The sequence below is a fragment of the Halobellus limi genome (assembly GCF_004799685.1).
GTDB lineage: Archaea > Halobacteriota > Halobacteria > Halobacteriales > Haloferacaceae > Haloquadratum > Haloquadratum limi.
In genome coordinates, this window is sequence record NZ_CP031311.1 from 633,092 (window position 1) to 659,684 (window position 26,593).

28 protein-coding genes and 1 tRNA gene are annotated in these 26,593 nt (G+C 68.3%); 14 read left to right on the plus strand and 15 right to left on the minus strand.

Annotation, left to right across the window (positions count from 1 at the left end; all coding sequences use genetic code 11):
• On the minus strand, window positions 1-660 hold the full coding sequence (locus DV707_RS03265) for a DsbA family oxidoreductase (RefSeq protein WP_103990636.1): 660 nt from the start codon (window positions 658-660) through the stop codon (window positions 1-3).
• A 237-nt stretch (window positions 661-897) separates the two neighbouring features.
• On the opposite strand from DV707_RS03265, the gene DV707_RS03270 reads away from it, so the two are divergent.
• From DV707_RS03270 to DV707_RS03290, 5 genes are all read left to right on the plus strand, one after another.
• On the plus strand, window positions 898-1,758 hold the full coding sequence (locus tag DV707_RS03270) for a hypothetical protein (RefSeq protein ID WP_103990635.1): 861 nt from the start codon (window positions 898-900) through the stop codon (window positions 1,756-1,758).
• 183 nt (window positions 1,759-1,941) lie between these two features.
• Window positions 1,942-3,204 (plus strand): isocitrate dehydrogenase (NADP(+)), encoded by a 1,263-nt coding sequence (gene icd, locus DV707_RS03275; RefSeq protein WP_103991238.1) that lies wholly within the window; start codon window positions 1,942-1,944, stop codon window positions 3,202-3,204.
• A 170-nt stretch (window positions 3,205-3,374) separates the two neighbouring features.
• Window positions 3,375-4,508, plus strand: coding sequence for a Gfo/Idh/MocA family protein (locus DV707_RS03280; protein ID WP_103990634.1), 1,134 nt, complete (start codon window positions 3,375-3,377; stop codon window positions 4,506-4,508).
• A 186-nt stretch (window positions 4,509-4,694) separates the two neighbouring features.
• Window positions 4,695-5,237, plus strand: a complete 543-nt coding sequence (locus DV707_RS03285; RefSeq protein ID WP_103990633.1) for a DUF5817 domain-containing protein — start codon at window positions 4,695-4,697, stop codon at window positions 5,235-5,237.
• Window positions 5,238-5,240: 3 nt separating this feature from the next.
• Window positions 5,241-5,594 (plus strand): hypothetical protein, encoded by a 354-nt coding sequence (locus DV707_RS03290; RefSeq protein WP_103990632.1) that lies wholly within the window; start codon window positions 5,241-5,243, stop codon window positions 5,592-5,594.
• A 5-nt stretch (window positions 5,595-5,599) separates the two neighbouring features.
• Here DV707_RS03290 and hmgA read toward each other — a convergent pair whose 3' ends face one another.
• On the minus strand, window positions 5,600-6,811 hold the full coding sequence (gene hmgA, locus DV707_RS03295; RefSeq protein ID WP_103990631.1) for a hydroxymethylglutaryl-CoA reductase (NADPH): 1,212 nt from the start codon (window positions 6,809-6,811) through the stop codon (window positions 5,600-5,602).
• Between the two features lie 175 nt (window positions 6,812-6,986).
• Between hmgA and pyrF the strand changes: the two genes are divergently transcribed.
• The gene (gene pyrF / locus DV707_RS03300; RefSeq protein ID WP_103990630.1) at window positions 6,987-7,796 is read left to right on the plus strand and encodes an orotidine-5'-phosphate decarboxylase; all 810 of its coding nucleotides are present in this window, start codon (window positions 6,987-6,989) and stop codon (window positions 7,794-7,796) included.
• 39 nt (window positions 7,797-7,835) lie between these two features.
• Here the strand turns inward: pyrF and DV707_RS03305 are convergent, their stop codons facing one another.
• Window positions 7,836-8,027, minus strand: coding sequence for a zinc finger HIT domain-containing protein (locus DV707_RS03305; protein WP_103990629.1), 192 nt, complete (start codon window positions 8,025-8,027; stop codon window positions 7,836-7,838).
• 118 nt (window positions 8,028-8,145) lie between these two features.
• Between DV707_RS03305 and DV707_RS03310 the strand changes: the two genes are divergently transcribed.
• The 7 genes from DV707_RS03310 to DV707_RS03340 all read left to right on the plus strand — a co-directional run bounded on the left by DV707_RS03310 (window position 8,146) and on the right by DV707_RS03340 (window position 13,643).
• A complete protein-coding gene (locus DV707_RS03310; RefSeq protein ID WP_103990628.1) occupies window positions 8,146-8,391 on the plus strand; it encodes a glutaredoxin family protein in 246 nt (81 codons plus the stop codon).
• Entirely contained in the window at window positions 8,388-8,921 is a 534-nt protein-coding gene (locus tag DV707_RS03315) for a cob(I)yrinic acid a,c-diamide adenosyltransferase (protein ID WP_103990627.1), read from the plus strand. Before DV707_RS03310 ends, DV707_RS03315 begins: the two co-directional genes overlap by 4 nt.
• 79 nt (window positions 8,922-9,000) lie before the next feature.
• A tRNA-Val gene (locus DV707_RS03320) sits at window positions 9,001-9,075 on the plus strand.
• Between the two features lie 371 nt (window positions 9,076-9,446).
• Window positions 9,447-9,827, plus strand: coding sequence for a hypothetical protein (locus tag DV707_RS03325; protein ID WP_103990626.1), 381 nt, complete (start codon window positions 9,447-9,449; stop codon window positions 9,825-9,827).
• A 75-nt stretch (window positions 9,828-9,902) separates the two neighbouring features.
• A complete protein-coding gene (locus DV707_RS03330; protein WP_103990625.1) occupies window positions 9,903-10,745 on the plus strand; it encodes an ion transporter in 843 nt (280 codons plus the stop codon).
• Window positions 10,746-10,845: 100 nt separating this feature from the next.
• Complete coding sequence (locus DV707_RS03335) at window positions 10,846-11,808, plus strand: ABC transporter substrate-binding protein (protein WP_103990624.1); 963 nt, start codon at window positions 10,846-10,848, stop codon at window positions 11,806-11,808.
• Window positions 11,805-13,643 carry a sensor histidine kinase gene (locus DV707_RS03340; protein ID WP_103990623.1) on the plus strand — a complete coding sequence of 613 codons (1,839 nt, stop codon included), beginning with the start codon at window positions 11,805-11,807 and terminating at the stop codon, window positions 13,641-13,643. Before DV707_RS03335 ends, DV707_RS03340 begins: the two co-directional genes overlap by 4 nt.
• Window positions 13,644-13,658: 15 nt before the next feature.
• Here DV707_RS03340 and DV707_RS03345 read toward each other — a convergent pair whose 3' ends face one another.
• Window positions 13,659-14,804 (minus strand): cobalamin-independent methionine synthase II family protein, encoded by a 1,146-nt coding sequence (locus DV707_RS03345; protein ID WP_103990622.1) that lies wholly within the window; start codon window positions 14,802-14,804, stop codon window positions 13,659-13,661.
• 242 nt (window positions 14,805-15,046) lie between these two features.
• Window positions 15,047-15,970: a hypothetical protein gene (locus DV707_RS03350; RefSeq protein WP_103990621.1), complete on the minus strand. Its 924-nt coding sequence runs from the start codon at window positions 15,968-15,970 to the stop codon at window positions 15,047-15,049.
• A gap of 185 nt (window positions 15,971-16,155) precedes the next feature.
• Here DV707_RS03350 and DV707_RS03355 point away from each other — a divergent pair, with 185 nt between their 5' ends.
• Window positions 16,156-17,328, plus strand: coding sequence for an inorganic phosphate transporter (locus DV707_RS03355; RefSeq protein WP_103990620.1), 1,173 nt, complete (start codon window positions 16,156-16,158; stop codon window positions 17,326-17,328).
• A gap of 36 nt (window positions 17,329-17,364) precedes the next feature.
• On the opposite strand, the gene DV707_RS03360 is transcribed toward DV707_RS03355, so the two are convergent.
• From DV707_RS03360 to DV707_RS03410, 10 genes are all read right to left on the minus strand, one after another.
• On the minus strand, window positions 17,365-18,711 hold the full coding sequence (locus tag DV707_RS03360) for a hemolysin family protein (protein ID WP_103990619.1): 1,347 nt from the start codon (window positions 18,709-18,711) through the stop codon (window positions 17,365-17,367).
• 325 nt (window positions 18,712-19,036) lie between these two features.
• On the minus strand, window positions 19,037-19,645 hold the full coding sequence (locus DV707_RS03365; protein WP_103990618.1) for a translation initiation factor IF-2 subunit beta: 609 nt from the start codon (window positions 19,643-19,645) through the stop codon (window positions 19,037-19,039).
• Window positions 19,646-19,729: 84 nt separating this feature from the next.
• The gene (locus DV707_RS03370; protein WP_103990617.1) at window positions 19,730-19,972 is read right to left on the minus strand and encodes a hypothetical protein; all 243 of its coding nucleotides are present in this window, start codon (window positions 19,970-19,972) and stop codon (window positions 19,730-19,732) included.
• A 166-nt stretch (window positions 19,973-20,138) separates the two neighbouring features.
• Window positions 20,139-21,248: a deoxyhypusine synthase gene (locus DV707_RS03375; RefSeq protein WP_103990616.1), complete on the minus strand. Its 1,110-nt coding sequence runs from the start codon at window positions 21,246-21,248 to the stop codon at window positions 20,139-20,141.
• A 297-nt stretch (window positions 21,249-21,545) separates the two neighbouring features.
• Window positions 21,546-22,343 carry a Nif3-like dinuclear metal center hexameric protein gene (locus DV707_RS03385; RefSeq protein ID WP_103990615.1) on the minus strand — a complete coding sequence of 266 codons (798 nt, stop codon included), beginning with the start codon at window positions 22,341-22,343 and terminating at the stop codon, window positions 21,546-21,548.
• A gap of 106 nt (window positions 22,344-22,449) precedes the next feature.
• Window positions 22,450-23,331, minus strand: coding sequence for an agmatinase family protein (locus tag DV707_RS03390; protein WP_103990614.1), 882 nt, complete (start codon window positions 23,329-23,331; stop codon window positions 22,450-22,452).
• Window positions 23,332-23,337: 6 nt separating this feature from the next.
• Entirely contained in the window at window positions 23,338-23,712 is a 375-nt protein-coding gene (locus tag DV707_RS03395) for a translation initiation factor IF-5A (protein ID WP_103990613.1), read from the minus strand.
• Window positions 23,713-23,901: 189 nt separating this feature from the next.
• A complete protein-coding gene (locus tag DV707_RS03400) occupies window positions 23,902-24,345 on the minus strand; it encodes a DUF5518 domain-containing protein (RefSeq protein WP_160113913.1) in 444 nt (147 codons plus the stop codon).
• 142 nt (window positions 24,346-24,487) lie between these two features.
• Window positions 24,488-26,167 (minus strand): ABC1 kinase family protein, encoded by a 1,680-nt coding sequence (locus tag DV707_RS03405; protein WP_103990612.1) that lies wholly within the window; start codon window positions 26,165-26,167, stop codon window positions 24,488-24,490.
• Window positions 26,168-26,174: 7 nt separating this feature from the next.
• Window positions 26,175-26,543 carry an Hsp20/alpha crystallin family protein gene (locus tag DV707_RS03410; protein WP_103990611.1) on the minus strand — a complete coding sequence of 123 codons (369 nt, stop codon included), beginning with the start codon at window positions 26,541-26,543 and terminating at the stop codon, window positions 26,175-26,177.
• Window positions 26,544-26,593 lie beyond the last annotated feature (50 nt).

A 26,593-nucleotide genomic window follows, 5' to 3' on the forward strand; every position in this document is an offset into this window, starting at 1 on the left:
TCAGACGCCCTCGACGAGCCTGCGAAGCTGTTCGGGCGGCACGGCTCCGCGGGCGGCGTGACCGTCGTAGGCGAACGTCGGCACGCCGGTGACGCCCTGGCGCTGGGCCTCGCGGAACTGCGATTCGAGCGCGGAGCGCCGTTCGTCGTCGTCGAGCGCCTCGCGGACGACGTCGCCGTCGACGCCGACGTCTTCTGCGATATCGACGAGGACGTCCGCCGAGCCGATGTCGCGCTCGTCGTGCCACAGCGCCTCGAAGACGCCCTCGTCGAAGTCGAGCCACGTCTCGTAGTCGTACCGGTCGCGGATCGCGACGGAGACGAGCTGTGCGGAAAGCGAGTCGACGTCCGTCGCCAACTCGACCGCCATCTCCTCGGCGCCGTACTTCTCGCGGAGCTTTCGGACGTTCGTTTTGGCCTGTTCGTAGTAGGCGTCGTCCTTGCCGTCGTCGGCGTCGTGATCGATCGTCCCGTCGGGGTTCCGCTTGCCCGAACGGAGGTCGAACGGGTGCCAGTCGATCCGCAGTTCCTCCTCGCGCTCGGATTGGTACTCCGAGAGCGAGCGTCGTCCGAGATAGCAGAACGGGCAGACGTAGTCCGAGTAGACGGTTATGCGGTCGGCCGACGTCGCTGTCTCGGGTTCGGCGGTGGCGTCTGACATCCCTCGACCGGAGGAGCGCCGCACGTAAGAAGTCGTCCCGCGTGTGCGCAGGGACGGAACGGGCGGACGAGGAGGAGGCGGACTGGGGAGAGAGCGGACGAGAGACGAGAGTGGACCGGGGAGGGCGCGGGCGAGGGACGCCGGACGGCCGTCTCGCGGCGCGAAACGGGCAGGCCGTCCCGTCGAGGTGTCGAAGCAGTACACATACGGTGTCCGAGTGAGAACACGGAGCCGGTGATGAAAGCGCAGGACTTCCTCCAGTCTGAGTGGGACTACTGTCTGGTCCTGGATGCGTGTCGCTACGACGTGTTCTGCGACGTCTACGACGAGTATCTCGACGGGACGGTCGAAAAGCGCCGGAGCGTGGGGTCGTCGACGCCGGAGTGGGCCTCCCGGACGTTCACCGGCCAGCACGACATCGCGTACTTCTCGGGCAACCCCTTCATCAACGACCTCGGAATCCCGCTGAACGAACTCAAGTGGGGCGCCAGCTGCGATTACGAGTGGACCGCGAACGAGCACCTCGCAGACGTCGTCGACGTCTGGAAACACGGCTGGGAGGACGACCTCGGGACGGTCCCCCCCGAGAGCCTCGAAGCGTCGCTGCGAGAGCGACGGGACCTCGCCGAACGCAACGAGCGGACGGTCCTCCACTATATGCAGCCGCACGCGCCGTATCTCTCCCGCGGCGCGGGACAGAAGCTGAAACAGATCCAGAAGGGGATCCGCAGACAGGAGGACAGCCAGGAGGCGGCCGCCGACGGCGGCGGGCCCATCGCGGCGCTCGGGCAGACGGTTCGACCCCGGATCGAGAGCGCCCTGGAGGGCAGCGAACTCGCCCAGAAGGCGGGGCTGTGGCTCGAACTCGACCCCGTCGACCTCGTCCAGAACGGGACGCGCGAGACCGCCTTCGAGCTCCACGAGGAGAACCTCCGAATCGCGCTGGAGGCGATCGCCGACCTGATTCCGAAGCTCGACGGCCGGGTGGTCGTCACCGCGGACCACGGCGAGGCCTTCGGCGAGGAGGGCGTCTGGGAACACCACATCGAGACGCACATCCCCGCGCTCGTGGACGTTCCGTGGCTCGTCGTCGAGTGACAGGCGGAGTGACGTCCGCCGTCGAGTGAGACCGGTCCTCCCGCTCGACGTCGACTGCACCCCTCCGGGAGGCCTCCGTTCTCGTCTGCGTGACTGTTCCGGTGGTATTTCCGCGAAATTTTGCCGGAGGTCGCAGCGATAACGGCAGTAATTTACGCCCGGTGCGGAAAGAGCCGGATGTTTATGAGCTACGACCAGATCGAGGTCCCCGATTCCGGGGAGAAGATCACGCTCGCCGACGAGGAGACCGGGGAACTGGACGTTCCGGACACGCCGATCATCCCGATCATCCACGGCGACGGGATCGGAACCGACGTCGGACCGGCGGCGCAGAAGGTCCTCGACGCCGCGGCGGAGGCGACCGGCCGCTCCGTCGAGTGGATGCGCCTCTACGCGGGCGAGTCCGCCCGCGAGAAGTACGGCGAGAACCTCCCCGAGGACACGGTGCGGGCCATCCGGGACCACCGCGTCGCGATCAAGGGGCCGCTCACGACCCCCGTCGGTGCGGGCTTCCGCTCGCTGAACGTCGCGCTCCGCAAGAAACTCGACCTCTACGCGAACGTCCGCCCGACGTACCACATCGACGGCGTCCCCTCGCCCGTGAAGGACCCCAGCGAGATGGACATGGTGACGTTCCGGGAGAACACCGAGGACGTCTACGCCGGCATCGAGTGGGAGGCCGGCACCGACGAGGTCGAGCAGGTCAAGGAGTTCGTCGAGGAGGAGATGGGCGAAGACGACGTGATCCACGACGGCCCCGTCGGCATCGGCGTCAAGCCGATCACCGAGTTCGGCACGAAGCGGCTGGTCCGCGAGGCCATCGACTACGCCCTCGAAAACGACCGCGACACCGTCACGCTGGTCCACAAGGGCAACATCATGAAGTTCACCGAGGGCGCGTTCCGCGACTGGGGCTACGAGGTCGCAGACGAGGAGTACGGCGAGGACGTGATCGTCGAGGACGAACTCTGGGAGGAGTACGACGGCGACGCCCCCGAGGGCACGCTGGTCGTCAACGACCGCATCGCGGACAACATGCTCCAGCAGCTCCTCACCCGGACGGGCGAGTACGACGTCATCGCGACGATGAACCTCAACGGCGACTACATGTCCGACGCCGCCGGCGCGCAGATCGGCGGCCTCGGCATCGCGCCGGGCGCGAACTTCGGTGAGGGCCTCTGTCTGGCCGAGCCGGTCCACGGCTCCGCGCCCAAGTACGCCGGACAGGACAAGGTGAACCCGACCGCGATGATCCTCTCGGGGCGCCTGATGTTCGAGTACATGGGCTGGAAGGACGCCGGCACGCTCATCCGCGACGCCGTCGAGGAGACCATCTCCTCGGGCGACGTCACCTACGACCTCGAACGGCAGATCGAGGGCGGCAACAAGCTCGCGACCAGCGAGTTCGCCGAGGCGGTCGTCGAGAACATCAACGAGTTGGCGTAGGCCCACTCGTTGAGCAGCCAGAAATCTCCGATTTCTGGCCACATCCACGAACTGGCGTAGGGGCTCTTCCGCGCCGAACCGTCGGTTTTTCCGAGACTCTTTCGGGAGGCGGAAGCGCCGGGCGGAGCGGACCGCTAATGTTTCTCGCGGCTGAAGTCACACGTGATTCGATGACACTCGATGTCGGCTTCCTCGGCCACCGATTTATGGGGCGAGCACACGCCAACGCGCTCGCGCGGCTGCCGATGTTCTTCCCCGACGCGCCGGCGACTAACCTCGACGTCGTCGTCGGGCGCGACGAGAGCGCGCTCGCGACGGCCGTCGACCGTCTCGGCTTCGACCGCTGCGCGACCGACTGGCGGGAGGTCCTCGACGAGGTAGACGTCCTCTACAACCTCGCGCCGAACCGCCTCCACGTCGAGCCGTCGATCGCCGCGCTCGACGCGGGGACGCACGTCCTCTGTGAGAAGCCGCTCGCGCACACGCTTTCGGCGGCCGAGCGGATGGCCGAGGCCGCCAGACGATCGGACGCGACGGCCGGGACCGCCTTCAACTACCGCTTCGTGCCCGCGGTCCAGTACGCCAAGCGCCTCGTCGAGGAGGGGTTCCTCGGGGACCTGCGGCACGTCAGGGCCACCTACCTCCAGGACTGGCTCGTCGACCCGGAGGAGCCCTGGAGCTGGCGCAACGACGCGGAACTCGCGGGCTCGGGCGCGCTCGGCGACCTCGGGGCGCACTCGCTGGACCTCGCGCGGTTCCTCACCGGCGACGACGTCGAGCGCCTGTCGGGACACCTGAGGACGTTCACCGAGGAGCGGCCGGTCGAAGGCGGGGGTGGAGACGGAGGCGGTTCCGACGGCGGGAACCCCGAGACGCGACCGGTCACCGTCGACGACGCCTACACCGCCCAGGTCGAGTTCGCCTCGGGCGCGACGGGCCTGTTCGAGGCCTCGCGCGTCGCGCCGGGGCGGGCGAACGCGAACGAGGTCGAACTCGACGGCACGGGCGGATCGATCCGGTTCGACCTCGAACGGCTCAACGAACTCGAGGTCTGCGGCGCCGACGACCGCGGCTTCGAGACCGTGCTCGTCACAGGGGAGGACGACCCGTACCTGGACCGCTGGTGGCCGCCGGGCCACGTCCTCGGCTGGGAACACGCCCACGTCCACGAGAACTACGAGTTCCTCACCGCCGCGGCGGAAGGTGAGTCGTTCGCGCCCGACTTCCGGGACGGCCTCGACGTCCAGCGGCTCCTCGACGCGATCCAGCGGAGCGACGAGCGGGGCGAGTGGGTGTCGGTCTGAGTGAAACGGGGCGGCGAACGGGGCGAGCGTGTGTCGGCCTGATACTGATTACTCACTTTGTACCGCCGAGCGCCACCCCCGTTTACGTCGCTCGGCGGGAAGAGACGAGAGTAATCAGTATGGCGGTCGGGGAGGGCGTCCCCTCCGAGCCGAAGGTTCAAATCCGACAGCGCCGAACGGGGCGGTATGTACGCCGTCGTCGGCTGCACCGACTGCGAGCACCTGTGGATCCTGAAGGACCCGCGGGCCGCCGAGACCGCGACCTGTCCGCGCTGCGGGCGGACCTATCGAACGAAGAAGCTCCGACGCTTCGTCGAGGACGAGAACCGCGAGGCCGCCAGGCAGGGGCGGGCGGCGCTGCTCGCGAAGCGCGGCGGCAACAGCGAGGCGTTCGCCGAGACGGCCCACGTCGCGGAGATGGAACGCGAGATCGACGAGCGCGGGGGAGCGGTCGACGAGGCCGAGTACCTCGAAGGCTCGGGCCTCGACGCCGAGGAGGTCGCGGCCGCCGGCGAGCGGGCGGAGCGGGGCGCGAACGCCGGATCCGGCGGCAGCCGCATCGACGTCGTCCGCGAGGCGCTCCGCGAGGGCGACGCCCCGACCGCCGACGACGTCGCGAGCTACGCCGCGGATCGCGGCGTACCGGCCGAGAAGGCGCGGGAGATTCTGACGAAACTGTCCCGACGCGGCGAGGTGACGGAGTCGGGCGGCACGTACCGCCTGCTCTGACCGATGGCGGGCGCGTCTGGGACCGGAGCCGTCGGCTGGGTCGCCCGCGGCCTCGTCGCCCTCTGCTTCGTCGGAGGTGCGGTCGCGGCGCTCACCGGCCGGCTCGTGATGGCCGGCGGCGGGTTCCTCGCCGGCCACACGCTGCTGGCCGCGGCGGCGGTGATTCAGGGGCAGCGCCGCCGCGGCGTCGGCCTCTCGCTGTCGGGCGTCGGCTGGCTGGTGCTGTCGCTGGGGCTGGCGGTCGGGCAGCGCGATCCTCCCGGACCGGAGCAGCCGCTGCTCCTCGCCGGTGCCGGACTGGTCGTCGTCGGCGCGGTACTCCTGAGCGGTTCGTTCGGCGATCGGTCCGCGTCCTGACGATGCTATCGACCCAACTCGGCGTGCGCGCTGGAGAGGTGTCGCGAGGCGAGCGCCGACAGGAGCGACAGTTCGCCCGCGAGCGCGCCGACGGCGACGTACTCGGCGAGGGCGTCGGCGTTCGACCCCGCGGGGTCGCCGCCGCCGCGGACGCCCAGGACGTCCAGCGCCTCCGATTGCGTCGGGAGCTTCGTCCCGCCGCCGACCGTCCCCACTTCCAGCGACGCCAGCGAGACCGAGAGGTAGAGGTCATCTTCCCGCACTTCGGCGGTCGTGATCGCGTTCGCCCCCTCGACGACCTGCGCCTCGTCCTGCCCGGTCGCGAGGAACATCGCGGCGACGACGTTCGCGACGTGGGCGTTGAAGCCGAGGCTGCCGGCCTTCGCCGACCCGACGAGGTTCTTCCGGGTGTTGAGTTCCGCGACGTCCTCCGGCGTCGTGTGCAGGCGCTCCTCGACGACCTCGCGTGGAATCGTCACGTCCGCCGTGACGGAGCGGCCGCGCCCCTCGACGGCGTTGATCGCGGCGGGCTTCTTGTCCGTGCAGAGGTTCCCCGAGAGCGCGACGAGGCCCGCCTCGGTCTCCGCTTCGACGACGTCGCAGGCGGCCTCCGTCGCGATGGTGGCCATATTCATCCCCATCGCGTCCTTCGTGTCGTAGCGGAACCGGAGGTAGACGGAGTTGCCGACGACGTACGGCGTCACGTCGAGCAGTTCGCCGTGGCTCGTGGTCGACTCCGCCGCCTCGACCAGCCGGTCGGTGTTGTCGCGGACCCACGCGACGAGCGCCTCCGCCTCGACGACGTCCTCGACGCGGAACACCGGTGCACGGGTCATCCCCGACTTGATCACGCGCGCGTTCGCGCCGCCGGCAGCCGAGAGCACCGAGCAGCCGCGGTTGACGCTCGCCAGTAGCGCACCTTCGGTAGTCGCCATCGGCAGGTACGTCTCGCCGCCGGCGGCCCCCCCGTTCACGGAGACGGGACCCGCGACGCCCATCGGCACCTGGACCGCCCCGAGCATGTTCTCGATGTTCGATTCGGCGCGCTCGGCCGGGAACCCGTAGTCGCCGACGGCGGAGAGCGTCGCGCCGGTCTCCGATTCGACGAGTCGTCGTCGGGCCTCGGCGGCGACGTCGGCGTCGGCGTGGTCGTCCAGTTCGTGAAGCCGGAGGTCGCCCTCGCGGACGCGCGCGGCGAGGTCGGCGGCGTCTGTCATACCGCCCCATTTCCCGGGGCGACCCTAACGGTTTCCGGTTTTCCCGACACCCGTGGGGTCCGCTCGCGGTCGGGGCCCGAGTGGAGTCCGGAGCGGCGGTGGCGGCCCGTGGCGTCCGGCGCGGCCGCGCGCCCGGAAGGGAAACCTACTCGGTTCCCGGAGGTGAGATCCGAGTATGACCGCGCCGTTCTTCGAGCGCCTCGGCGACCGCATCGAGCGGGTCGACAGCGTCGTCTCCGTCGGCCTCGACGCCGACCGCTCGCGACTCCCCGAGCACCTCCTCGAAAAGGACCTCCCGCAGTGGGCGTTCAACCGCCGGATCATCGACGCGACGCACGAACACGCCGCCTGCTACAAGCCGAACGCGGCGTTCTACGAGAGCGAGGAGGGCTGGCGGTCGCTCCGGGAGACCATCGCCTACGCCGACGGGAAAGACGTGCCCGTCCTCTTAGACGCCAAGCGCGCCGACATCGGCAACACGACGCGGCAGTACGCCGAGCTGCTCGACGACGTCGACGCGATCACGGTCAATCCGTACATGGGTCGGGACTCCCTCCAGCCGTTCCTCGACCGATCGGAGAAGGGCGTCTTCGTCCTCTGTCGGACGTCGAACCCCGGCGGGGCCGACCTTCAGGACCTCGAACTGGCCTCGGGAGAGACCGTCTACGAGCGGGTCGCCGCGCTCGCGGACCTGTGGAACGAACACGGCAACGTCGGCCTCGTCGTCGGCGCGACCGCGCCCGAGGAACTCGAATCGATCCGAGAGCAGGTGCCCGACCTCCCGTTCCTCGTGCCGGGCATCGGCGCGCAGGGCGGTGACGCCGAGGCGGCCGTCGAGTACGGGCTGTCGGGGGGCGTCGGCCTCGTCAACTCCTCACGCGGCATCATTTTCGCCGGCGAGGACCAGGACGAGGCGTTCGCGAGGGCCGCCGGCGACGCGGCCCGGCGACTGAAGCGGCGGCTGAACCGGTACCGCGACGCCTAGATCTCGCCTCTGGGATCCCGCCGACCCCGACTCCGGCGGCTACCGGAACTCCGGCACTTCGCCGTCGTCGCCCTCGGCGAAGACATCCTCTCTGCCCTCCGGATCCGCGCAGTGGACGCAGACGCCCTGCTCGGTGTCGAAGTGGACCGAGCAGACGGCCGCGCCGCAACGGTGGCAGGCGTACTCGGCCTCGCGGCGCTCGCACACCTGACAGACGCCCGTCACGCTCATAGCCGGGTGTACGCCGGCCGTTCACTTTAGTCACGGGGGCCGGTGGTCCCTCCCGAGCGACGCGGGGACGACCGATCGACGAGCAACGCTCTTTGCCCCGGCGCTCCCAACGATCCGTATGAGCATCACGCTGTACGCGCTCGACGGCTGTCCGTACTGCGAGGACGTCCACGACGCCCTGCAGACCCACGACGTCGACTACGACACGATATGGGTCGAGGGACTGCACTCCGAACGCGACGAGGTCAAGCGCGTGAGCGGCCAGCGCGCCGTCCCCGTGCTGATCGACGACGAGCGCGGCGTGACGATGAACGAGAGCGAGAACATCCTGACGTACGTCGAGCGGACGCTCGCGAACCGATGAAGATCTACACCGGCCGCGGCGACGAGGGGATGACCGATCTCCGGGACATGTCGCGTGTCTCGAAGACGAGCGCCCGGATCGAGGCCTACGGCACCGTCGACGAGGCGAACGCCCTCGTCGGGACCGCACGGCCCACGGGGTACGACGACGTCGACGAGACGCTCGAACGCATCCAGAACCACCTCCACATCGTCCAGGCGGACTTCGCGAACCCCTCGCCCGACGAGGATGACCCCGTGGTGGCCGACGCGCACGTCGAAGAACTGGAGGACGCCATCGACGAGGCCGACGAGGAACTCGACCCGCTGACGTCGTTCGTCCTCCCCGGCGGGAGCGAGGCCGGCGCGACGCTGCACCACGCGCGCGCGGTCGTCAGGCGGGCGGAACGCCGCGCGGTCGACCTCGCGGCCGACGAACCAGTTAACGGGGAAGCGATCCGGTATCTCAACCGGCTCTCCGACGCCCTGTTCGTGCTCGGAAGGCTGGTCAACGCCCGCGACGGCGTCCCCGAGGAGTCGCCGACGTACTGACGGATCGCCGAGGCGGCTGTCGCGGCCGACGCGCCGAAGAAGAACGCTTAAGTCCGGCGACGGGGAAGCATCGATGCGCGGGTCGGTGGTCTAGTCCGGTTATGACGGCTCCTTCACACGGAGCAGGCCGGCGGTTCGAATCCGCCCCGACCCATGTTTCTGCGGCGCACCGTGAGGAACGAAGTGACGAGCCGCGCCGCAGGATTGGCGTTACAGGCGGATTCGAGCCGGGGAGGTCGCGCACAGCGAACGGAGTGAGCGAGCACGTCCGACCGAGGTTCGCAATCTGCCCCGACCCATGTTTCTGCGGCGCACCGTGAGGAACGAAGTGACGAGCCGCGCCGCAGGATTGGCGTTACAGGCGGATTCGAGCCGGGGAGGTCGCGCACAGCGAACGGAGTGAGCGAGCACGTCCGACCGAGGTTCGCAATCTGCCCCGACCCACTCGTTCTCCTGACGGTTGCGAAGGTTCCGAATCGGCCGTCGCGCTCGGGCTTTATGTCACTCGGAGCCGAATTGACGGGTATGGCCGATACGAAAGAGGGACGAGAGAAACAGGCAGCCGACGAGGCGCGACGGCAGCGAGAGCGAGCACTCAAGGAGGCCCTGGCCCGTGCAGACGAGGCCGAACCGGCTGCTGACGAGCGGGGGGAGGCGAGCGGTGAAGAGGGCGACTCACTCGATCTCCCCCTGACGTGTCACCGGCGCAACTGCGACCAACCCGCGGAGTTCCTCGTGCTCGAACGGTACCAAGAAGAGACGGGAAAGGGGGCCGTCGAGGCGACGGCGGCCCTCTGTCGGGCACACACGGACGAGGAGAGTCCGACGAACCTCGACGGCGCCTACGACGAGTACGTCTTCCGCGTCGTGCCGCTTCCCGAGTCCCTCCGACAGGAATCCGCGTAGTTCGGTCCGTTCCCCGTCTTCCGCCCCGCCTGTAGTCACCGGCACTCATTACCGTCCGTCGCCAAGTGAACTCCGATGGAGCCCACCGTCTCCGGATCGGACGAACGAACCGTCCGAGAGCTGATCCGATTTTACCTCTTGGACCACCGGACGCCGGTCGGAAGGGCGATCGACATCGCGCTGTTGGGACTGAATCTACTCTTCGTCGGTGTCTTCGTCGTCGAAACGTACCCGGTCTCCGCTCGGGTCCGATCGGCCCTCTGGCAACTCGAGGTCGGAATCGCGGGCGTGTTTGCCGTTGAGTATCTATTCCGGTTGTACGGCGCACGCGACCGGCTCGCGGAGTTCTCTAACGGGTACACGATGGTCGATCTGCTTTCGATTCTCCCGACGCTTTCGATCGTGTTGCTGCCGACTTCGGTCGGGATCGTAAACGTCGGGTTCCTGCGCGCGATCCGGATCGTTCGCGTGCTCCGCTTCTACCGGTTCACCGCCGACGCGGAGTTCTTCTTCGGGACTGTCTCGGACAACACCCTCCGTGCGATGAAACTCTTCCTCACGATTCTCGTCTTGTTGGTCGTCTCCGCCGGACTGTTCTACAGCGTCGAGAGCGGAGCGAACCCCGGAATCGAGACGTTCGGGGACGCGTTCTACTACACGGTCGTCACGCTCTCGACGGTGGGGTTCGGCGACATCGTCCCGGCGACGGCCGCGGGGCGGTGGGTCACGGTGGCCGCCATCTTGGCCGCCGTCATCCTGATCCCCCGACAGGCGAGCAAGATCCTCAGAGAGTGGACGTCCAAAGAGAAGGTGAACGTCACGTGTCCCGACTGTGGGCTGGCGTATCACGACCCGGACGCGTCGCACTGCAAGGCCTGTGGACACGTGATCTATCAGGAGGCCGATTCCCGGGAGTGACCGTCGATCGATAGGGGCGCTCGTGGCCTCGGCACGAACCGTGGTGTCGACGGCCCCCTCGCGAGTACTTATTTGTGAGGCGCGTACCACGTGGTGGTATATGCCACGATCGCGCCGGGAGTTCCTCGAACGTCTCGGCGCGACTTGTGCAGTGTCCGCAGCGGGACTGAGCGGTTGTACGGGTAGTCCGTCGGTCTCCACGGGTCCGACGACGGTACGGGTCGGCTCGAAGGCCTTCGCCGAGCAGCGGATCCTCGGATACCTGGCGTACGAACGGCTCCGGCCCCTCGACGGGATCCAGGCCGTCGACGAGATCGGATACGGCGATTCGCGGGAGAACTGGGGGGCGACGGCGGCGGGGACGAAGCACCTCTACTGGGAGTACACGGGCACGGCCTGGCGCGAGCTTCCACCCCGCCGCGAGCGCCGGGTGACCGACCCACGGCGGCTCTACGAACTCGCCGCGGCCGACGCCCGCGAGCGGGGGCTTCGGATGGCCGAACCGGCGTCCTTCTCGAACGAGTACGTGCTCGTCGCCGACCGGGACTGGAGCGAGCGGACCGGCGTCGAAACGATCAGCGACCTCGCCGCCCACGTCGACGCGGGCAACGCCGGCTTCGGCGTCGCCGTCAACGAGGACTTCTATCACCGAGAGGACGCCTGGGAGGGCGTCACGGAGTACTACGGGATCGGTCCCGACGCGCGCGAGCGCGTCGAGTCCGGGCGCTTCGTCGTCACCTCCGTCGGGCTCACGTACGAACTGCTTCGGGACGGGCGCGCGCAGGTGGCGAGCGGGTTCGATACTGATCCGCAACTCGACCGCGACTCCGTCCGGACGCTCGAGGACGACCGCGAGTACTTCATCCCGTATCAGCCGGCGCCGACGGCACACGCTCCGACGGTCGCGGACCACCCGGTCCTCTTCGAGTCGCTCGCGCCCGTGGTCTCGGCGCTCGACGAGGCGACGATCCGCGATCTCAACCGCGAGGTCCTCCTCGAAGGCCGGACGGCGAGGACGGTCGCAGCGGAGTTCCTCGACCGAACCGTGGGGGCCGAGGGATGATCCGCCGACTGCTGTCGCTGCCCGGGGTCCGACTCCTCGTCGAGGCGGTCCGGGACTCGTACCGACGCAAACTGGCGGCCGGACTCTTCGTCGTCCTGCTGGTCAGCGCGGTCGCTGCCGTCGGACTGTACGTTCAGGTGGGGGTGCTCCTCAGCGAGAACGTCGAGCAGTCGATGACGGCCGCGGCGAACTCGGAGGCGAGCGAACTGACCGAGTGGACCGGACAGAACCGGCTCGTCGCGCGGCTGCTCTCGGAACATCCCGTCTACGGGTCCGGGGAGCCGGCGGCGGTTCGATCGTACCTGCAGACCCAGCGGGCCGAGCGGACGGAGGCCGAGATCGTGAACGCCTACGTGATCGATCGTCGGAACCTGACCGTCGAAACGAGTGCGCGGCGGGAACTGGAGGGGACGGCCGTCGAGGACCTCCCGTGGGAGCAGCGGTTCGCGTTCCAGCGGTTCACGGACGTCCGAATCACGCGCCCCTACGAGGACGGAACCGGCGAGACGGTGCTGGGGTTTCTGACGCCGATCCGAGCGATGCCGGGGCATCTCTTGGTGGTCACGATCGACTCCACCGGGCTCTTCGACCGGTTCGAACATCCGGTCGACGGCGGGTACACCCGCGTCGTCGACTCGAACGGGACGGTCGTCCTCGCCGACAACCGCTCGGCGATGCTGCAGCAGTATCGCGACGAGCGGCTCCGCGCTCCCGAGGTCGTCTCCGGACTGCGGGGTGATGCCGGGTTCAGCGATCCGGTGAACTACGGGCGGAGCAACCCTGACCGAACCGTCGCCGCGTATGCGCCAGTCGAGGGGACCGACTGGGTCGTCATCGAACACGCACCGGCCGACGAGGCCTACGCGATCACCGGGCAGGTGCGAACCTGGATCGGCCTCGTCGGCGTCGTCGCCCTGTTCGGGCTCCTCAGCGTGGTCGTCGTCCTCGGAGCCGACGTGACGCGATCGCTGTCTCGACTGACCGCGCGGGCCGAACGCATCCAGGCGGGCGAGTACGACGTCGACTTCGATACCGACCGCCCCGACGAGTTCGGCGACCTCAACCGAACGCTCGCGTCCACGCGAGACACGCTTCGAGAGCGGTTCGAGAAGCTCAGAGAGACCGAACGCGCGCTCCGGCGTTCGAACGTGCGCCTCGAAGAGCGATCCTCGATGGTGACCGTTCTCAACCGGATCCTGCGGCACAACGTCCGCAACGACGTCAACATCATCGCCGGCCGGACGCAGTCCGTCGCGGAGGACGTCGACGACGAGCGACTCCGCGAGGAACTGGACACCGTCCGTCGGACCGCGCTGAAACTGTCCGACATCTCGGATCGCACCCAGCGGATCAAACAACTGCTGGTGGACCGGGGGGCCGAAACGACGTCCCTCCGACTGGCCGACGCGCTGGAGGCGCCGCTCGAGGAGGTCCGGGCGGAGGCGCCCGAATCGACGATCCGCGTCGACGTCCCCGCGGACGTCGTCGTCGGAGCCTCCGAGACACTGCCGCTCGCGATCGCCGACGTCGTCGAACAGATCATCGTCGCGAGCGACGGTCCGGTCTCCGTCGATATCGACGGCACCCCGACGGGGACAGAGCGCGACGGGCAGTCGGTGACACTCGCGGTCAGCGACGACGGGGCGGGGATCCCGAAAATGGACGTCCTGGCGGTCGAACGGGGCGAGGAGACGCCGTTGAACCACGCCGAGGGACTGGCGCTGTGGTGTCTCAAGTGGACCGTGGACACGACGGCCGGCGACCTCGACGTCGATCCCGAGGGCGCGACCGTGGCGGTTCGTCTCCCCGTCGTGGACGAGAGAGCGGAGTCGTGATTCTCCCCGAGGGCGTCAGAACAGCCGTTCGCTCGCGACCGCCGCCCCCTCGACGAGGGCTTCGAGCTTCTTCCAGGCGATGTCGGGGTGGACCATCGCGAGCCCCGCCTGCGTGTCGAAGCCGCAGTCGGGCGCGGCGACGATCCGCGTGGGGTCGCCGACGGCGTCGGCGACGCGTTCGAGTCGGTCGGCGACGACCTCGGGGTGTTCGACGACGTTGGTCTTCACGTCGACGACGCCGGGGATGAGCGTCCACTCGTCGGGCAGGGGATGCTCGCGGAAGACGCGGTACTCGTGCTGGTGGCGGGGGTTCGCCTCCTCGATCGAGAGGCCGCCGATGTCCAGGTCGTAGAGGATCGGCAGGACCGCTTCGAGCGGCTTGTCGCGGTGGTGCGGCCCCTCGTAGCTCCCCCAGCAGGTGTGCACGCGGATCTGCTCGTCGGGGATGTCCTTCGTCGCCTCGTTCAGCGCCTCGACGTGCATCCGGACGACGGGCTTGAGCTTCTCGATCGGCCGGTCGCCGAACCCGCGGTGGCCGGTCGTCAGCAGGTCCGGGGCGTCGAGCTGGAGCGTCGCGCCCGTCTCGGCGATGAGTTCGTACTCCCGCTTGAGCGCGTCGCCGACGACCGAGAGGAACTCCTCGTGGGAGTCGTAGTAGTCGTTGACGAGCGTCGCGGCGGCGACGCCGGGCGAGGCCGCGGTGATGAACGTCCCCTCGAAGTCGAGATCGGACTTTTCGAGCAGTTCGTAGAAGGTGTCGATCTCCTCGCGAGCGGCCTCCTCGCCGACGTACTCCACGGGACCGGTGACCGACGGCTGCTTCGTGAGGTCGATCCCCTCCGCGTGGAAGGCGTCCTCGGCGTACTCGGGGAAGTCCGCGAGGTCGTCCCACAGCGGGGCCTCGCGGGTGTCGCCGATTCCCGAGAGCCTGTTGGCGACGTACCAGTTGAAGGAGACGCGCGGCTGCTCGCCGTTGTTCACGATGTCGAGGCCCACGTCGGCCTGTTTCTGGATGACGGTCTCGGTGGCGTCCACGACGGTCTCGTGCCAGACGTCCTCGTCGACGGCCTCGCCGTCCTGGCGGCGTTTCAGGAGGTCGAGCAGTTCCGGCGTTCGCGGCAGGCTTCCGATGTGCGTCGTCAGGATGCGGTCGTCGGTCATTCGTTACCGAAACAATCCACGTCGGTATTAATATGAATTGCGGTACTATATTATTCTTATTTATGCGTATTGGTTATCCAACAGGCGCTCGACGCGCGTGGACGAGACCGGCCCGGAGGAGATAGCCGCCGTAAGGAACCCCCTAACCGGTGTTAGTGGCGGGGCGCACCCGATCGGTCGGAACGGGCGTGTCGGTCCGACCCTCACGGGCGTCGCCCACAACCCGGCGCGGCGAGTCCCGTTCAGTCCCTGAATCCCCGTCGCCTGTCGCCGTCTTCGGGGGGTTCCTCACCGTCGCCGTCTTCGCTGCTTGCCTCGTCGCCGTCTCCGCCGTTCGATCCGTCGTCGTCATCTTCGCTGCTTGCCTCGTCGTCGTCCCCGCTGCTCGATCCGTCGTCGTCTCCATCGTCAGTCCCGTCGCCGGCTATCGCCCCGTCGATCTCCTTGCTGACGGTCTCTTCGACGGTTTCGGTCACTTCCTCTGTGACCTCTTCGCTGACGGTCTCGCCCACCTTTTCGGCGACCTCGTCGACTTCACTGCTGACGGTGTCCTCGACCGTCTGCTCGACTTTCTCGCTGACGGTGTCTTCGACCGTCTTTTCGACCGTTTCGCTGACCGTGTCCTCGACTGTCTTTTCGACCGTTTCGTTGACCGTGTCCTCGACTGTCTGCTCGACGGTTTCGTTGACCGTATCCTCGACCGTCTTTTCGACCTCCTCGCCGACGGTTTCGTCGACTGTTTCCTCGACCTTCTCGCTGACGGTCTCGCCGACGGTCTTCTCGACTTCCTTGCTGACGGTCTCACCGACGGTCTTCTCCACCGTCTCGCCGACCGTCTTTTCGACCGTTTCCCCGACCGTCTTCTCGACGGTCTCATCGACGGTTTTTTCGACCTCTTCGCTGACGGTCTCGCCGACGCTCTTTTCGACTTCCTTGGTCACCGTGTCTCCGACGGTCTCTTCGATCCGCTCGGCGACCTCCCGGGTCATCCAGTCGGGATCGAACCGCGACATCTTCCAGCCGATGTGGATGACGTACGAGACCAGTACACCGAGACCGAACGCGACCCCCACGGCCGTTTCGACCAGGAGTATCAAGCCGATCGCGATGAAGATCGTGACGCCGTACGCGAGGTCGGTGATGAAATCGGCGCGGGCCGGATTCATCGATCCCTCACCTCGGGTGGTATCTTCGTGGAATCCATACGTGTCCACTCGAACTCCAGACGGGAATACCGTCCGTTCTCCGGTCGGCTTTCGGACCGGCTCGGGACGCCTGCGGTCCGTCTGGGTCCGCTCCTCCGTCAGATCAATGTCCAACCGCTTAACCGACTGCGCTGCGTCCGGTCGGTATGGTCGAAGTTCTTCTTCTCGTCGGTATCGTAGTCGCGCTGTTCGTCGGATTCAACATCGGCGGCTCGACGACCGGCCCCGCGTTCGGCCCGGCCGTCGGGTCGGACGCGATCTCGAAAACCGGTGCAGCGGCGTTGATGGCGGTTTTTTTCTTCGTCGGGGCCTGGACGATCGGGCGTCGCGTCGTCGACACGCTCGGGACTGAACTCGTCACTGACCCCGGGGTGTTCACCATCGAATCGAGCATCGTCGTGCTCTTTTTCATCGGCGGCGCGCTGTTCGTCGGCAACTACTTCGGCGTGCCGGCGTCGACGTCGATGACCGCCGTCGGCGCCATCGCCGGACTCGGCGTCGCGGCCGGCGAACTGGACTGGGCGGTGATGGGCGAGATCGCAATCTGGTGGATCGTCGCCCCGATCGTCGGCTTCTGGACCTCCGGGATGATCGGCCGGTACCTCTACCCGCGGATCAACCGCTGGGTCGCGATCGTCAGCACCCCCGGCCCGTTGCTCGAATTCGACCGATCCGGCCTCGTTCCGCGGCCGAAACCCGGTCCGAACACCACGCGCAGGGAACTCACCGGCGCGATCGTCGTCGTCGCCATCGGCTGTCTGATGGCCTTCTCTTCGGGCACCTCGAACATCGCGAACGCCATCGCGCCGCTGGTCGGCGTCGGCGTCGACATCGACGTCTTGATCCTCCTCGGCTGTGCCGCGGTCGCCGTCGGCGCGTTCACCATCGCCCGGCGGACCCTCGACACGCTCGGCAACGACATCACCGACCTCCCGCTCACCGCCGCGATCATCGTCGCCATCGTCTCCTCGGTGATCGTCGTCGGCCTCTCGGCGATCGGCATCCCGGCCTCGTTCGTCATCATCGCGACGACGTCGATCGTCGGCCTCGGCTGGGGGCGGGCGACCCGGACCGCCACGCTCGCCGACGTCGCCCGCGGCGAGCGGTCGCCGAACGTCTCCGTCGGCGCGCTCGCCGCCGAGGAACCCGGCGAGGACGCGCCACCGATCGGCGAGGAACCCGAGGACGCGATGCCCTCGGCCTCGGACCTGTTCGACCCGGCGACCACCGGCCGCGTGATCGTGATGCAGAACGTCGTTCCGATCCTCTCGACCGCGGGTGCCTACGTCACGTTCACGCTGTTGTTCCGGATCTGGTAACGTCCGCGCTGCTTCCGATTCGGGTGACCCGACCGCTCACTCGTCTGCCGTGCCGTCGCCGTCGCTTTCTCCGTCCCGCTCGCGCACCCACACCGTTGAGATCCGGGTCCCGTCGACGCCCGTCACCTCGACGACGTGTCCGTCGACGTCGACGGCGTCGCCGACTTCCGGCGCGCGGTCGAGGCGACTGAGCACCAGGCCGCCGATCGTCTCGACCTGATCGCTCTCGAACCGCGCCCCGAGCGTCTCGTTGACCGCAGAGAGCGGAACGCCGCCGTCGACGTCGTATCCGCGACCGTCGCGCTCGCGGATCGAGGGCTCGCGCGCGTCGACGTCGAACCCGTCGCGGAGGTCACCCACGACGGCCTCGACGACGTCCTCGACCGTCGCGATGCCCTCGAAAGATCCCCACTCGTCGATGACGGCGGCCATCTGCCGGCGCTCCTCGCTGAACTGCATCAGGAGGTCGTCGGTTGCCGTGGTCTCCGGGACGACGAGTATCTCGCGGGCGATGTCGTCTGCGGTCGCCGCCGCCGCGTCGTCCGTTTCGCTCGCCCGCAACACGTCCTTGACGTCGACGAAGCCGACCACCTGATCGCCGTCGTCGGCGTCGAGCACCGGGTAGCGCGTGTGGCCCGACTCGAAGATCACCGACCGGAGCTCCGCCAGCGTGGCGTCCGCCGGCACGCTCACCACGTCCGGTCGCGGGACCATCACCTCACGCACGTGGGTGTCGTCGAGGTCGAACACGCGTTCGATCATCGCGACCTCCGCGACGTCGATCGCGCCCTCCTCGCCGGACTGGGCGAGCACGCGGCGGATCTCCTGCTCGCCGAGCGTCTCGTCGCTCTCGGAGGCCGGCGGGACGCCGAGCAGCCGCGTGAATGCGTTCGCCGTCCCGTTGAAGACGACGATTCCCGGATAGAAGAGGTAATAAAAGACCTTCATCGGCGGCGCGAGGAACAGCGAGAGCGTCTCCGTCTGGGCGATCGCGAGCGTCTTCGGCGCGAGTTCGCCGAAGACGACGTGGAGGAACGTGATGATGCTGAACCCGATCGCGAACGCGACGAGGTGGATGAGTCCGGCCGGGAGGATCGGCTCCAGCGCGGGCTCGATGAGCGACGCCACGGCGGGTTCGCCGACCCACCCCAGTCCGAGCGAGGCGAGCGTGATGCCGAGTTGCGTCACCGCGAGGTAGTTGTCCAGGTCCGTCATCACCGCCTGGAGGGAGCCCGCTCCGGCCCGCCCCTCGTCGACGAGCTGTTCGACCGACGTCCCGCGCACCCGGACGAAGGCGAACTCCGCGGCGACGAAGAACCCGTTCAGTCCCACGAGAAGCAGCGCCAAGAAGAGCTGTCCGACGGAGAGTGCGACGTTTACCATCGACGACGCCCGCTGACGGTGCCGCTACTCGTTTCTGCTGCGTTCATACTCCCCTCTCTCCGCCTGCTCACTAAAAAGGTCGAGTGCGCGACCGGCGCTCTCGGCCGCGGACGGGTCGTGCGTATGGACGTCTCCCCGTCTCTCGTCGACGGTGGGCGGATCGGTTTCGATACTGGGTATGGCCTCGGCACTCATAGGGTTCGTCGTCGCCGAGCGCCACCCCGGCTCGGAACGGTGCCGTCGTCATCGGCCGTTCGGCGCTACGACCGGAACTCAAAAGAACGTTCGGAGACGTCGGCGCCGAGTCGATACTGAGTACTCAGTATCAGACGACGCGGGCGAACGCGAGCGTCCCGCTCGTCCGCTCCACGATCGCGCGGACGGTCTGACCCTCGCGCGCGCCGGAGACGAAGATGGTGAACTTGCCCTTCTCGGCGACGCCGTCGCCCTTCCGACCCGTGCCGGTGATCTCCAGTTCGTAGGTCGTCCCCTCCTCGACGGCGGGCCCCGAGGACGACTGGGTCTGGGCCGAACGCTTCGCGACGGGTCGGAACGCACCGCAGGCCTCACAACGGAGCATGTCGACGCCGTCCTCGGTGACGAGGCGGGTGTCCGGCAGGCCACACTCCGTACAGGTGACGTACTCGGCGACGTACTCGTCGATGGCGGCCTCGAAGTCGGAGACGTTGAACGACCCGTTGTAGCGCGCGCGGTCGTCGTCGAGCTGCCCGTTCGTCCCCAGCTCGCCCTGGATGTTCCGGTGGACGTGTTCGACGTCGCGGCCGAGCGCGTCGGCGATCTCGCCGATGTTCGTCAGCCGGGTGAACGCCCCGTCGGTCTCGCCCGCGGGGTCGGGAATGCTGAGTCGTGACTGCTCTTCGTTCCGCTCCGGGAGGGCGTCGAGCGCCCTGTCGAGTGAGTCGGCGTAGTTCATACTCCCAAAAATGGACGGGGCCGTATAGCCGTTCCGTGTGCCGCGTTCGCTCGCGACGGGCGGCGGGACGTCCGGATCGCCGGGTCACTCCCCGCCCGGCGAGATGACCACGAGGTTCTCCTCGTCGACCAGGTTGGCGAGCCGATCCCGGTTCCCCGGATCGAACTGCCGCTGGCAGCGGCGGCTCCACGAGTCGGACGTCGCGGCCGAGTCTGATCCCGTTCCGGGTGGCCGTGCGTCAGTCGAGGATCCCTCGGTGGCGGTCCCCGCGTCGTCTGTCGTTCGATCCCGTCGGTTCTGGCGTGCGTGTCGGACGTTGGTGCTCACTGGTGTGGACGGCGGCGGACGTTCGTACGGCGGTACGCGTGTCGAAAAGCGGAATCACTCGCGTACGCGTACGAGAGGCATACTTCAGCATACCCCGTATCTATAATAAAAGTTAGTGTTTGTCTCTCGGTGAGGGCGGTCCCGCGGTCGACGACCGATCGAAGGCTCAGCGGTCCGTGGTTTCGGCCCGCTCGCGCGCCGCGGCGACGACGAGCGGCAGCGTGACCGTGGCGTCGCCGACGACCGTCACGTTCCGCGCGGACTTCTCCAGTTTGCCCCACGAGCGCGCCTCGTCGAGGGTCGCCCCCGAGAGCCCCCCGGTGTGGTCGGGGTCCATCGTCAACTGCACGGCGTAGTCGTAGGCGTCGGGGATCGTCAGCATCGTCTGTAAGACGTAGTTCTTCGGGACGCCGCCGCCGACGACCATCGCGCCCGCCCGCTCGGCGTCGAACGCCAGATCCGAGAGGTGGGTCATATCCCCCAGCGCGTCCAGTCCGAACTCCGACGTCTGCGAGTAGATCCACGCCTGGATCCCGAGCACGGAGTCCTGGATCGCCGGACAGTAGATCGGGACGTCGTGTTCGTACGCGGCGGCGGCGATGCCGGCGTCCTCCGCGACGTCCCGTTCGCGGTTCTGCTCGGCGTTCGCCCGCCCGAGTTCGGCGGTGAACTCCTGGATCGACACGCGGCGCTCGACGGCGGGAAAGACGTTCTCGCGGAGGTGCGACTCGAACAGCGCGAAGTGCTCCTGCGGGAGATACACGTTGTAGATCCGGTCGACGCCCTCGTCCCGGAGGCGCTCGTCGTGCTCTCGGGCGGTCTCGCCCGTCGGGTCGGCGCCGGGCGCGGCGGGATGCGGATCGTGCGGTTCCGCCCGCCCGTGGTGGTGCTTCCCGCCGATCGCCTCGATGGCGTCGTGCGTGAGGTTCGCGCCGGTCGTCACCAGCGCGTCGATGTGACCGTCGCGGATCAGGTCGACGACGATCTGTCGCATCCCCGTCGGCACCATCGCGCCGGCGAGCCCGAAGAGGTTCGTCACGTCGTCGCGAGCGAGCATCTCGGCGTAGACGTCGACCGCGCGGTCGACGCTCGCGGCGCCGATCCCCGCCTTTCCGTACTCGGTCGCGAGTTCGCCGACGGTCATCCCGCCGCGGACCTGCGCGTGGCCGATCGGCGACTCGTGAAACTCCTCGCGGTCGGGTTCGTGAGATTCCTCGTCCGATCCCGAGGGGGATTCGGAGCCCTCAGCGCCGCTCTCGTCGCTGTGGTCGCTCATACACCGTCTGTGCGGTCCGGTCAGTTATGCTTCGCGATCCGTCAGGAGAACTGCACGCTTCTCGATACCCGTCTCGGTATCGATTCTGTGCCCTCTCAGTCCGCTCCGACGCCCGGTTCCGTCTCCGCGGTCGCGAGGCCTCGCATCCTTCGCAGCGCGACGGCGACGAACCCGACCTTCGAGACGATGTCGAGGTAGGTGAACACGAGGGCCTGCGTCTCCGGGAGGAGCAGGCCGACGCCGCTGGTTATCTGGCGTGATAACGGCTATATCAGTGCTGTGGCTGACTTTCGCGTGTTACAACCCGGTCGGATGGTCGAGCACGGTCGTCTCGATTCCCCACTCCGAGACGAGGTCCGAAAGCGCTCCGACGCCGAACGTCTCCGTCGCGTAGTGACCGGCGAGGAAGACGTTGACGCCCGCCTCGCGGGCCTCGTGGTACACCTGCTGTTTGCCCTCGCCGGTGACGAGGGCGTCGACGCCGGCGTCGGCCGCCTCGCCGAGCCAGTCGACGCCGGACCCGGTCACGATGGCGACGTCTCGGATCTCCTCGGGACCGAAGTCGAGGACCCGCGGCTCCCGTCCGCCGGTGTCGAGGCCGGCGAGTCGCTCCCGCAGTTCCGCGACGTCGTAGGCGTCCGACGCGCGGCCGCGCTGCCCGATCGTGACGGGCCCCAGCGTCCCGAACGGCTCGCGGGAGTCGACGTCGAGGCCGAGGAAGTCGGCGAGGCCGGCGGCGTTCCCGAGTTCCCCGTGGCCGTCGAGCGGGAGGTGCGAGACGTACAGCGCGAGGTCGTTCTCGACGAGGGCGGCGACGTTCTCGTACTCGCGGCCGGTCACGCGGTCGAGGCCGCCCCAGACGAGGCCGTGGTGCGTCACGAGCACGTCGGCGCCCGCCGCGGCCGCGTCCTCGATCGTCGCCGCCGCGGCGTCGACGGCGAAGGCGACGTGGTCGACCGCCGGCGACGAGTCGCGCCCGGTGCGGGCGGGGTCGCCGGGGCCGACCTGGAGGCCGTTCGCGCTGGCGTCGACGTCGGCGTAGGCGTCGGTGTCGAGTCGCTCGTCGAGCCTGTCGGTGAGCGTCGAGAGTTCCATACCCCGGCCGACGGCGCCCGGACGCTTGTATCTGTATGGACCGATCGGCGCGACGGGCGCTATCCGTCGTTGCCTGCGACAGCGCTATCCGTCGGTTCGACGGGCGCTATCCGTCGGTGTGTGAGAACACGAACTCCCGACAGAGCTTCGCCGCCAGCGACGCCGCCTGGCCGTCGTCGCGGTCGTTGACCTCCACGACGTCGAACCCCTCGGCGTGCGGGGCGACCGTCCGCACGACGTCGCGCATCTCTCGCGGCTCCAGCCCGAACGGCTCCGGCGTGCCGGTCCCCGGCGCGAACCCCGGGTCCGCGGCGTCGACGTCGACGCTCAGGTACGCGCTGCGCCCGTCGAGGTGGGCTTCGAGGTCGAAGTCGGCGACGTCCTCGGGGGCGACGACGGTCACGTCGTCGCGCTCGGCGCGCTCCCACTCCTCAGGAGACCCGGTCCGCGCGCCGAGGACGACGACCTCCCCGACGTCGGCTTCGACGCCGGCGTCCGCTCCGTTGGCCGCGCTGTCGTCGTCTGCGTCGTCGACGCCGTTGTCTCGCCTCCCTTCCAGAACTCGCCGCGTCACGGTCGCGTGGCTGTACGCGTTGCCGTCGTACGCCTCGCGGAGGTCCAGATGCGCGTCGAGGCAGACGAACACGTCCGGCGCGACGGCCTCGACGCCGGCCGCGGTGACGGTGTGTTCGCCGCCCAGGAGGAGCGGGACGGCCCCCTCGCGGACGACGGCTCGGAGTTCGCCCGAGAGCCACGTCAGGTACTCCGCGGCGTCGTCCCAGGCGCGGACATCGCCGTAGTCGTGGACGGAACAGTCAGAAAAACGCAGGTCGGTTCGCCGGTCGTAGTCGTCGAACGGCCGGGCGAACCGCCGGATTCTCTCGGGACCGAATCGGGTCCCGGGTCGGAACGTTGTCGAGATATCCAGCGGGGCGCCCACGACGACGTACGCGGCGTCGGCACGCGATGCGGTCGCCCCTGGGAACATCGCCGATCAGACGATCTTCCGCTGGCCCTCGTACTCGAGGTACTCGATCTCGTCGTCGGGCGAGAGGTCTTCGCCCTCGGGGATGCGCATCGTGAACGTCTGGTAGGTCTCGAGGTCCATAATCTGGGCGTCGCCGTCGGTGACGGAGACGACCTGGCCCTGCTTTCGCTCGATGATCGGCACCCACACCTTCGCGTCGACCGGCTGACTCAGCGAGCGCTTCTTGTCGTCGAAGACTCCCTTCCCCTCGACGCGGGCCTTGGCGCTGCCGTGCTTGCCGGGCTTCGCGGTGCTGTAGGCGTTGATCTTACACGGCGAGTCGTCCATCATCACGTAGCTGCCTTCCTGCAGTTCGCGGACCTGCTTCTGCTCTTTCGGCATACGTCGGGATTGTCGTGTGGTCGGTATAAACGGTTTGGAAACGGCCCGTGGCTTCGGTGAGACCCCGGAACTCCCCGACTCCCACGTCGTGGTTGCTGCGAGTCGGCAGCGTCGTGACGATCTGTCTCGGTGAGCGGAATCCCTGCCGGCGCCTGTCGACACCAGCCGTGAAAACGGTCGCAGTAACCACTATCGAGCGTCCTCGGGTTCGCCCTCGGCCGGGCGCCGTCCCGCGTGCTCGTCAGATCGCCCGCGCGTATCGTCCCGCCGCCGCGTGAGGCTCCCGAGCGCGCCGGCCGCCACGTTCGGGAGGCTCGCGCTCAGGAGGATCGCCGCGGTCGCCTCGCCCGCCGTGTCGAGGAGCGGGAGCAGGAACTCGATCGGGAACGGCAGCGGCGCGTCGGTGACGACCGAGAGCGCGACCAGCCCCGGGATCAGGACGATCCCCCACGCCATCGCGGACATGAGTCCGTGCCAGGCCCCCTCGGCGGGTTCCTCGCCGGCGAGGTACCCCGCGAGCGCGCTCCCGGCGAGGCCGCCGACGAGCGTCACCCGCCCGGTCGCGGCGAAGACGAGCGCCTCGCTGCAGGCCGCGAGTGCGAACCCGCCCGCGACGGCCCGCCATCGCGTCATACCCGCGACGTCGTCGGTCCACCGGATAAATCCACGTGTCAAATACTCAATGGTGATAACGCGGTGGCGATCGCTTCCGGGTCGGCAGGAATGTACTGGCGGTCGACTTCGGTCTGGAAAACGGTGTCGAGGGGTGCGACAGCTACTCCCGGCCGCGCCGCTCGCGCATGCTCTGTCGCGTGAACTGCGGTTTCGCGCGGATCCCCTTCTTCCGACGGAACGACCGGTACAGCGCCACCAGCGCCGGTAGCGTCAACACGGCGGCGACGGCCGCCGGAACCACGCTCGCGCCCTCGAACGCGTAGAGGATCGCCGTCGAAAGCGCCCCCACCGCGACGAAGAGGCCGTAGACGATCCGGCGTGCGAGCCGATCCAGCACGTCGTTCTCGTCTTCGAGCCGGACGTTGATCGAGAGGTTCTCGTTCTCGACGCGGTCGAGCGTCCGGTTGAGCTTCGGCGGCACCTCGAACAGCGCCCGGGAGGTCTCCTGGACCTGTTTCCCGCCCTTCTGAATCAACTGTTTCGCCGTCTCCTCGTAGTAGCCCTCCTCTTCGAGGTAGTCGGTCGCGACGGAGATGAAGTCGAAGTCGGGGTCCAGCGTCACGCAGACGCCCTCGACGACGGTCGCGACCCGGAGCACCAACGCGAGGTTCTGGGGCAGTCTGAGCGGGAACTCGTAGATCGTCGACTCGACCTGTTCGATGATCTGCTGGACGCGGTACTGTTCGATGTCCTCCCCGCGGGCGTCGGCGATGGCCAGTTCCATCACGTCGCCCATCACCTGCCGGTCGGCCTCCGGCGAGAGCGTCCCCATCTCGACGAGCGTGTCTAAGATGGCGTCGATGTTCTGGTTCGCGACGGCGACGTAGAAGTCGATGATCTTCTCCTGGATGAACGGGTCGACCCGCCCCGACATCCCGAAGTCGTAGAAGATGATCTCGCCGGCGTCGGTGACCGCCAGGTTCCCCGGGTGGGGGTCGGCGTGGAAGACGCCGTCGTCGACGATCATCTGGAGGTAGACGCGCTGGAGCGTCGTCGCCAACTGCGTCCGGTCGAGCCCCTTCTCGTCGAGCGTCTCGACGTCGTTGATCTTCGTTCCCGGCAGGTACTCCATCGTGAGCACGCGCGGGCCGGACCGCGCGTCGATCGGCCGCGGGATCCGGATCTCCGGGCTGTCGGCGAAGTTCGACTTGATCTCTTCGAGGATGCGCTTCTCCCGACTGTAGTCCATCTCCTGGCGGATCGTCTTCGCGAACTCGTCGGCGAGGTTCTCCAGGGAGAACGCCCGGCCCTGCCCGATGAACCGGCGGATGAGCGGCAGCGACCACCGAACGACGCGGAGGTCGGCCTCGACGAGTTCCTCGATCCCCGGTCGGCGGACCTTCACGGCGACCGGGTCGCCCTCGTACCGCGCGGTGTAGACCTGCCCCAGGCTCGCGCCGCTGATCGGCTCGCGGTCGAAGTCCTCGAACGCGTCGTCCACGGGGCCGAGTTCCGCTTCGAGGACCTGCCGCGACTCCTCCCAGGGGGCCGGCGGAACGTCGTCCTGGAGGCTCGACAGCACGTCGATGTACTCCGCCGGGAGGATGTCCGGCCGCGTCGAGAGCAGTTGCCCGAGCTTGATGAACGTCGGCCCCAGCGTCAAGAGCGAGTCCAGGAGGATCTCTGCGCGTTCGATGCGTGTCTCGGTGTCGACGCGTCGGCTCCCGCCGAAGACGACGTACTTCCGCCGGTCACGGGTGTACGCGACGATCAGCGGGAAGAACTGTCGGACGACGACGAGGAATCGCCAGTACGCGCGGAGGTTCACCAGCGTGACCACCCGGCGGTTACGCGTCGTCTCCGGCCGACGTGATCGGGATCGTCTCGCCCGCCGCGGCGTCCCGCTTCGGGAGCGTGACGGTGAAGACGCCGCGTTCGACCTCCGCGGTGGCCCCCGCACCGGTCGCGTCCGGCGGCAGCGGCAGCTCGGCGTCGATGAACAGCGAGCGCCCCTCCTCGACGTAGGCGAACGACGCCGGGACGTCCTTCTCTCGTCTCGCTTCGACGACGAGCCGGCCGCGATCGACGCGCATCTCGGCGGTCTCGGCCGTCACTCCGGGGAGATCGAGCACGATCCGGTAGGCGTCCTCGGACTCCAGCAGGTCGGCGAACACCGACTCCGGGAGTTCCCGAAGCGCGTCCCGCAGTGTTGTCATACACGCCGCTAGGGACGGCGGGTCGAAAAAGCCCGCGGTTGTTCCCCGGG

Bases quoted from the DNA above. Each gene is read 5' to 3' on its own strand.
- DV707_RS03265 (WP_103990636.1), bottom strand. From the start codon at position 660: ATGTCAGACGCCACCGCCGAACCCGAGACAGCGACGTCGGCCGACCGC.
- DV707_RS03270 (WP_103990635.1), top strand. From the start codon at position 898: ATGAAAGCGCAGGACTTCCTCCAGTCTGAGTGGGACTACTGTCTGGTC.
- icd (WP_103991238.1), top strand. From the start codon at position 1,942: ATGAGCTACGACCAGATCGAGGTCCCCGATTCCGGGGAGAAGATCACG.
- DV707_RS03280 (WP_103990634.1), top strand. From the start codon at position 3,375: ATGACACTCGATGTCGGCTTCCTCGGCCACCGATTTATGGGGCGAGCA.
- DV707_RS03285 (WP_103990633.1), top strand. From the start codon at position 4,695: ATGTACGCCGTCGTCGGCTGCACCGACTGCGAGCACCTGTGGATCCTG.
- DV707_RS03290 (WP_103990632.1), top strand. From the start codon at position 5,241: ATGGCGGGCGCGTCTGGGACCGGAGCCGTCGGCTGGGTCGCCCGCGGC.
- hmgA (WP_103990631.1), bottom strand. From the start codon at position 6,811: ATGACAGACGCCGCCGACCTCGCCGCGCGCGTCCGCGAGGGCGACCTC.
- pyrF (WP_103990630.1), top strand. From the start codon at position 6,987: ATGACCGCGCCGTTCTTCGAGCGCCTCGGCGACCGCATCGAGCGGGTC.
- DV707_RS03305 (WP_103990629.1), bottom strand. From the start codon at position 8,027: ATGAGCGTGACGGGCGTCTGTCAGGTGTGCGAGCGCCGCGAGGCCGAG.
- DV707_RS03310 (WP_103990628.1), top strand. From the start codon at position 8,146: ATGAGCATCACGCTGTACGCGCTCGACGGCTGTCCGTACTGCGAGGAC.
- DV707_RS03315 (WP_103990627.1), top strand. From the start codon at position 8,388: ATGAAGATCTACACCGGCCGCGGCGACGAGGGGATGACCGATCTCCGG.
- DV707_RS03325 (WP_103990626.1), top strand. From the start codon at position 9,447: ATGGCCGATACGAAAGAGGGACGAGAGAAACAGGCAGCCGACGAGGCG.
- DV707_RS03330 (WP_103990625.1), top strand. From the start codon at position 9,903: ATGGAGCCCACCGTCTCCGGATCGGACGAACGAACCGTCCGAGAGCTG.
- DV707_RS03335 (WP_103990624.1), top strand. From the start codon at position 10,846: ATGCCACGATCGCGCCGGGAGTTCCTCGAACGTCTCGGCGCGACTTGT.
- DV707_RS03340 (WP_103990623.1), top strand. From the start codon at position 11,805: ATGATCCGCCGACTGCTGTCGCTGCCCGGGGTCCGACTCCTCGTCGAG.
- DV707_RS03345 (WP_103990622.1), bottom strand. From the start codon at position 14,804: ATGACCGACGACCGCATCCTGACGACGCACATCGGAAGCCTGCCGCGA.
- DV707_RS03350 (WP_103990621.1), bottom strand. From the start codon at position 15,970: ATGAATCCGGCCCGCGCCGATTTCATCACCGACCTCGCGTACGGCGTC.
- DV707_RS03355 (WP_103990620.1), top strand. From the start codon at position 16,156: ATGGTCGAAGTTCTTCTTCTCGTCGGTATCGTAGTCGCGCTGTTCGTC.
- DV707_RS03360 (WP_103990619.1), bottom strand. From the start codon at position 18,711: ATGGTAAACGTCGCACTCTCCGTCGGACAGCTCTTCTTGGCGCTGCTT.
- DV707_RS03365 (WP_103990618.1), bottom strand. From the start codon at position 19,645: ATGAACTACGCCGACTCACTCGACAGGGCGCTCGACGCCCTCCCGGAG.
- DV707_RS03375 (WP_103990616.1), bottom strand. From the start codon at position 21,248: ATGAGCGACCACAGCGACGAGAGCGGCGCTGAGGGCTCCGAATCCCCC.
- DV707_RS03385 (WP_103990615.1), bottom strand. From the start codon at position 22,343: ATGGAACTCTCGACGCTCACCGACAGGCTCGACGAGCGACTCGACACC.
- DV707_RS03390 (WP_103990614.1), bottom strand. From the start codon at position 23,331: ATGTTCCCAGGGGCGACCGCATCGCGTGCCGACGCCGCGTACGTCGTC.
- DV707_RS03395 (WP_103990613.1), bottom strand. From the start codon at position 23,712: ATGCCGAAAGAGCAGAAGCAGGTCCGCGAACTGCAGGAAGGCAGCTAC.
- DV707_RS03400 (WP_160113913.1), bottom strand. From the start codon at position 24,345: ATGACGCGATGGCGGGCCGTCGCGGGCGGGTTCGCACTCGCGGCCTGC.
- DV707_RS03410 (WP_103990611.1), bottom strand. From the start codon at position 26,543: ATGACAACACTGCGGGACGCGCTTCGGGAACTCCCGGAGTCGGTGTTC.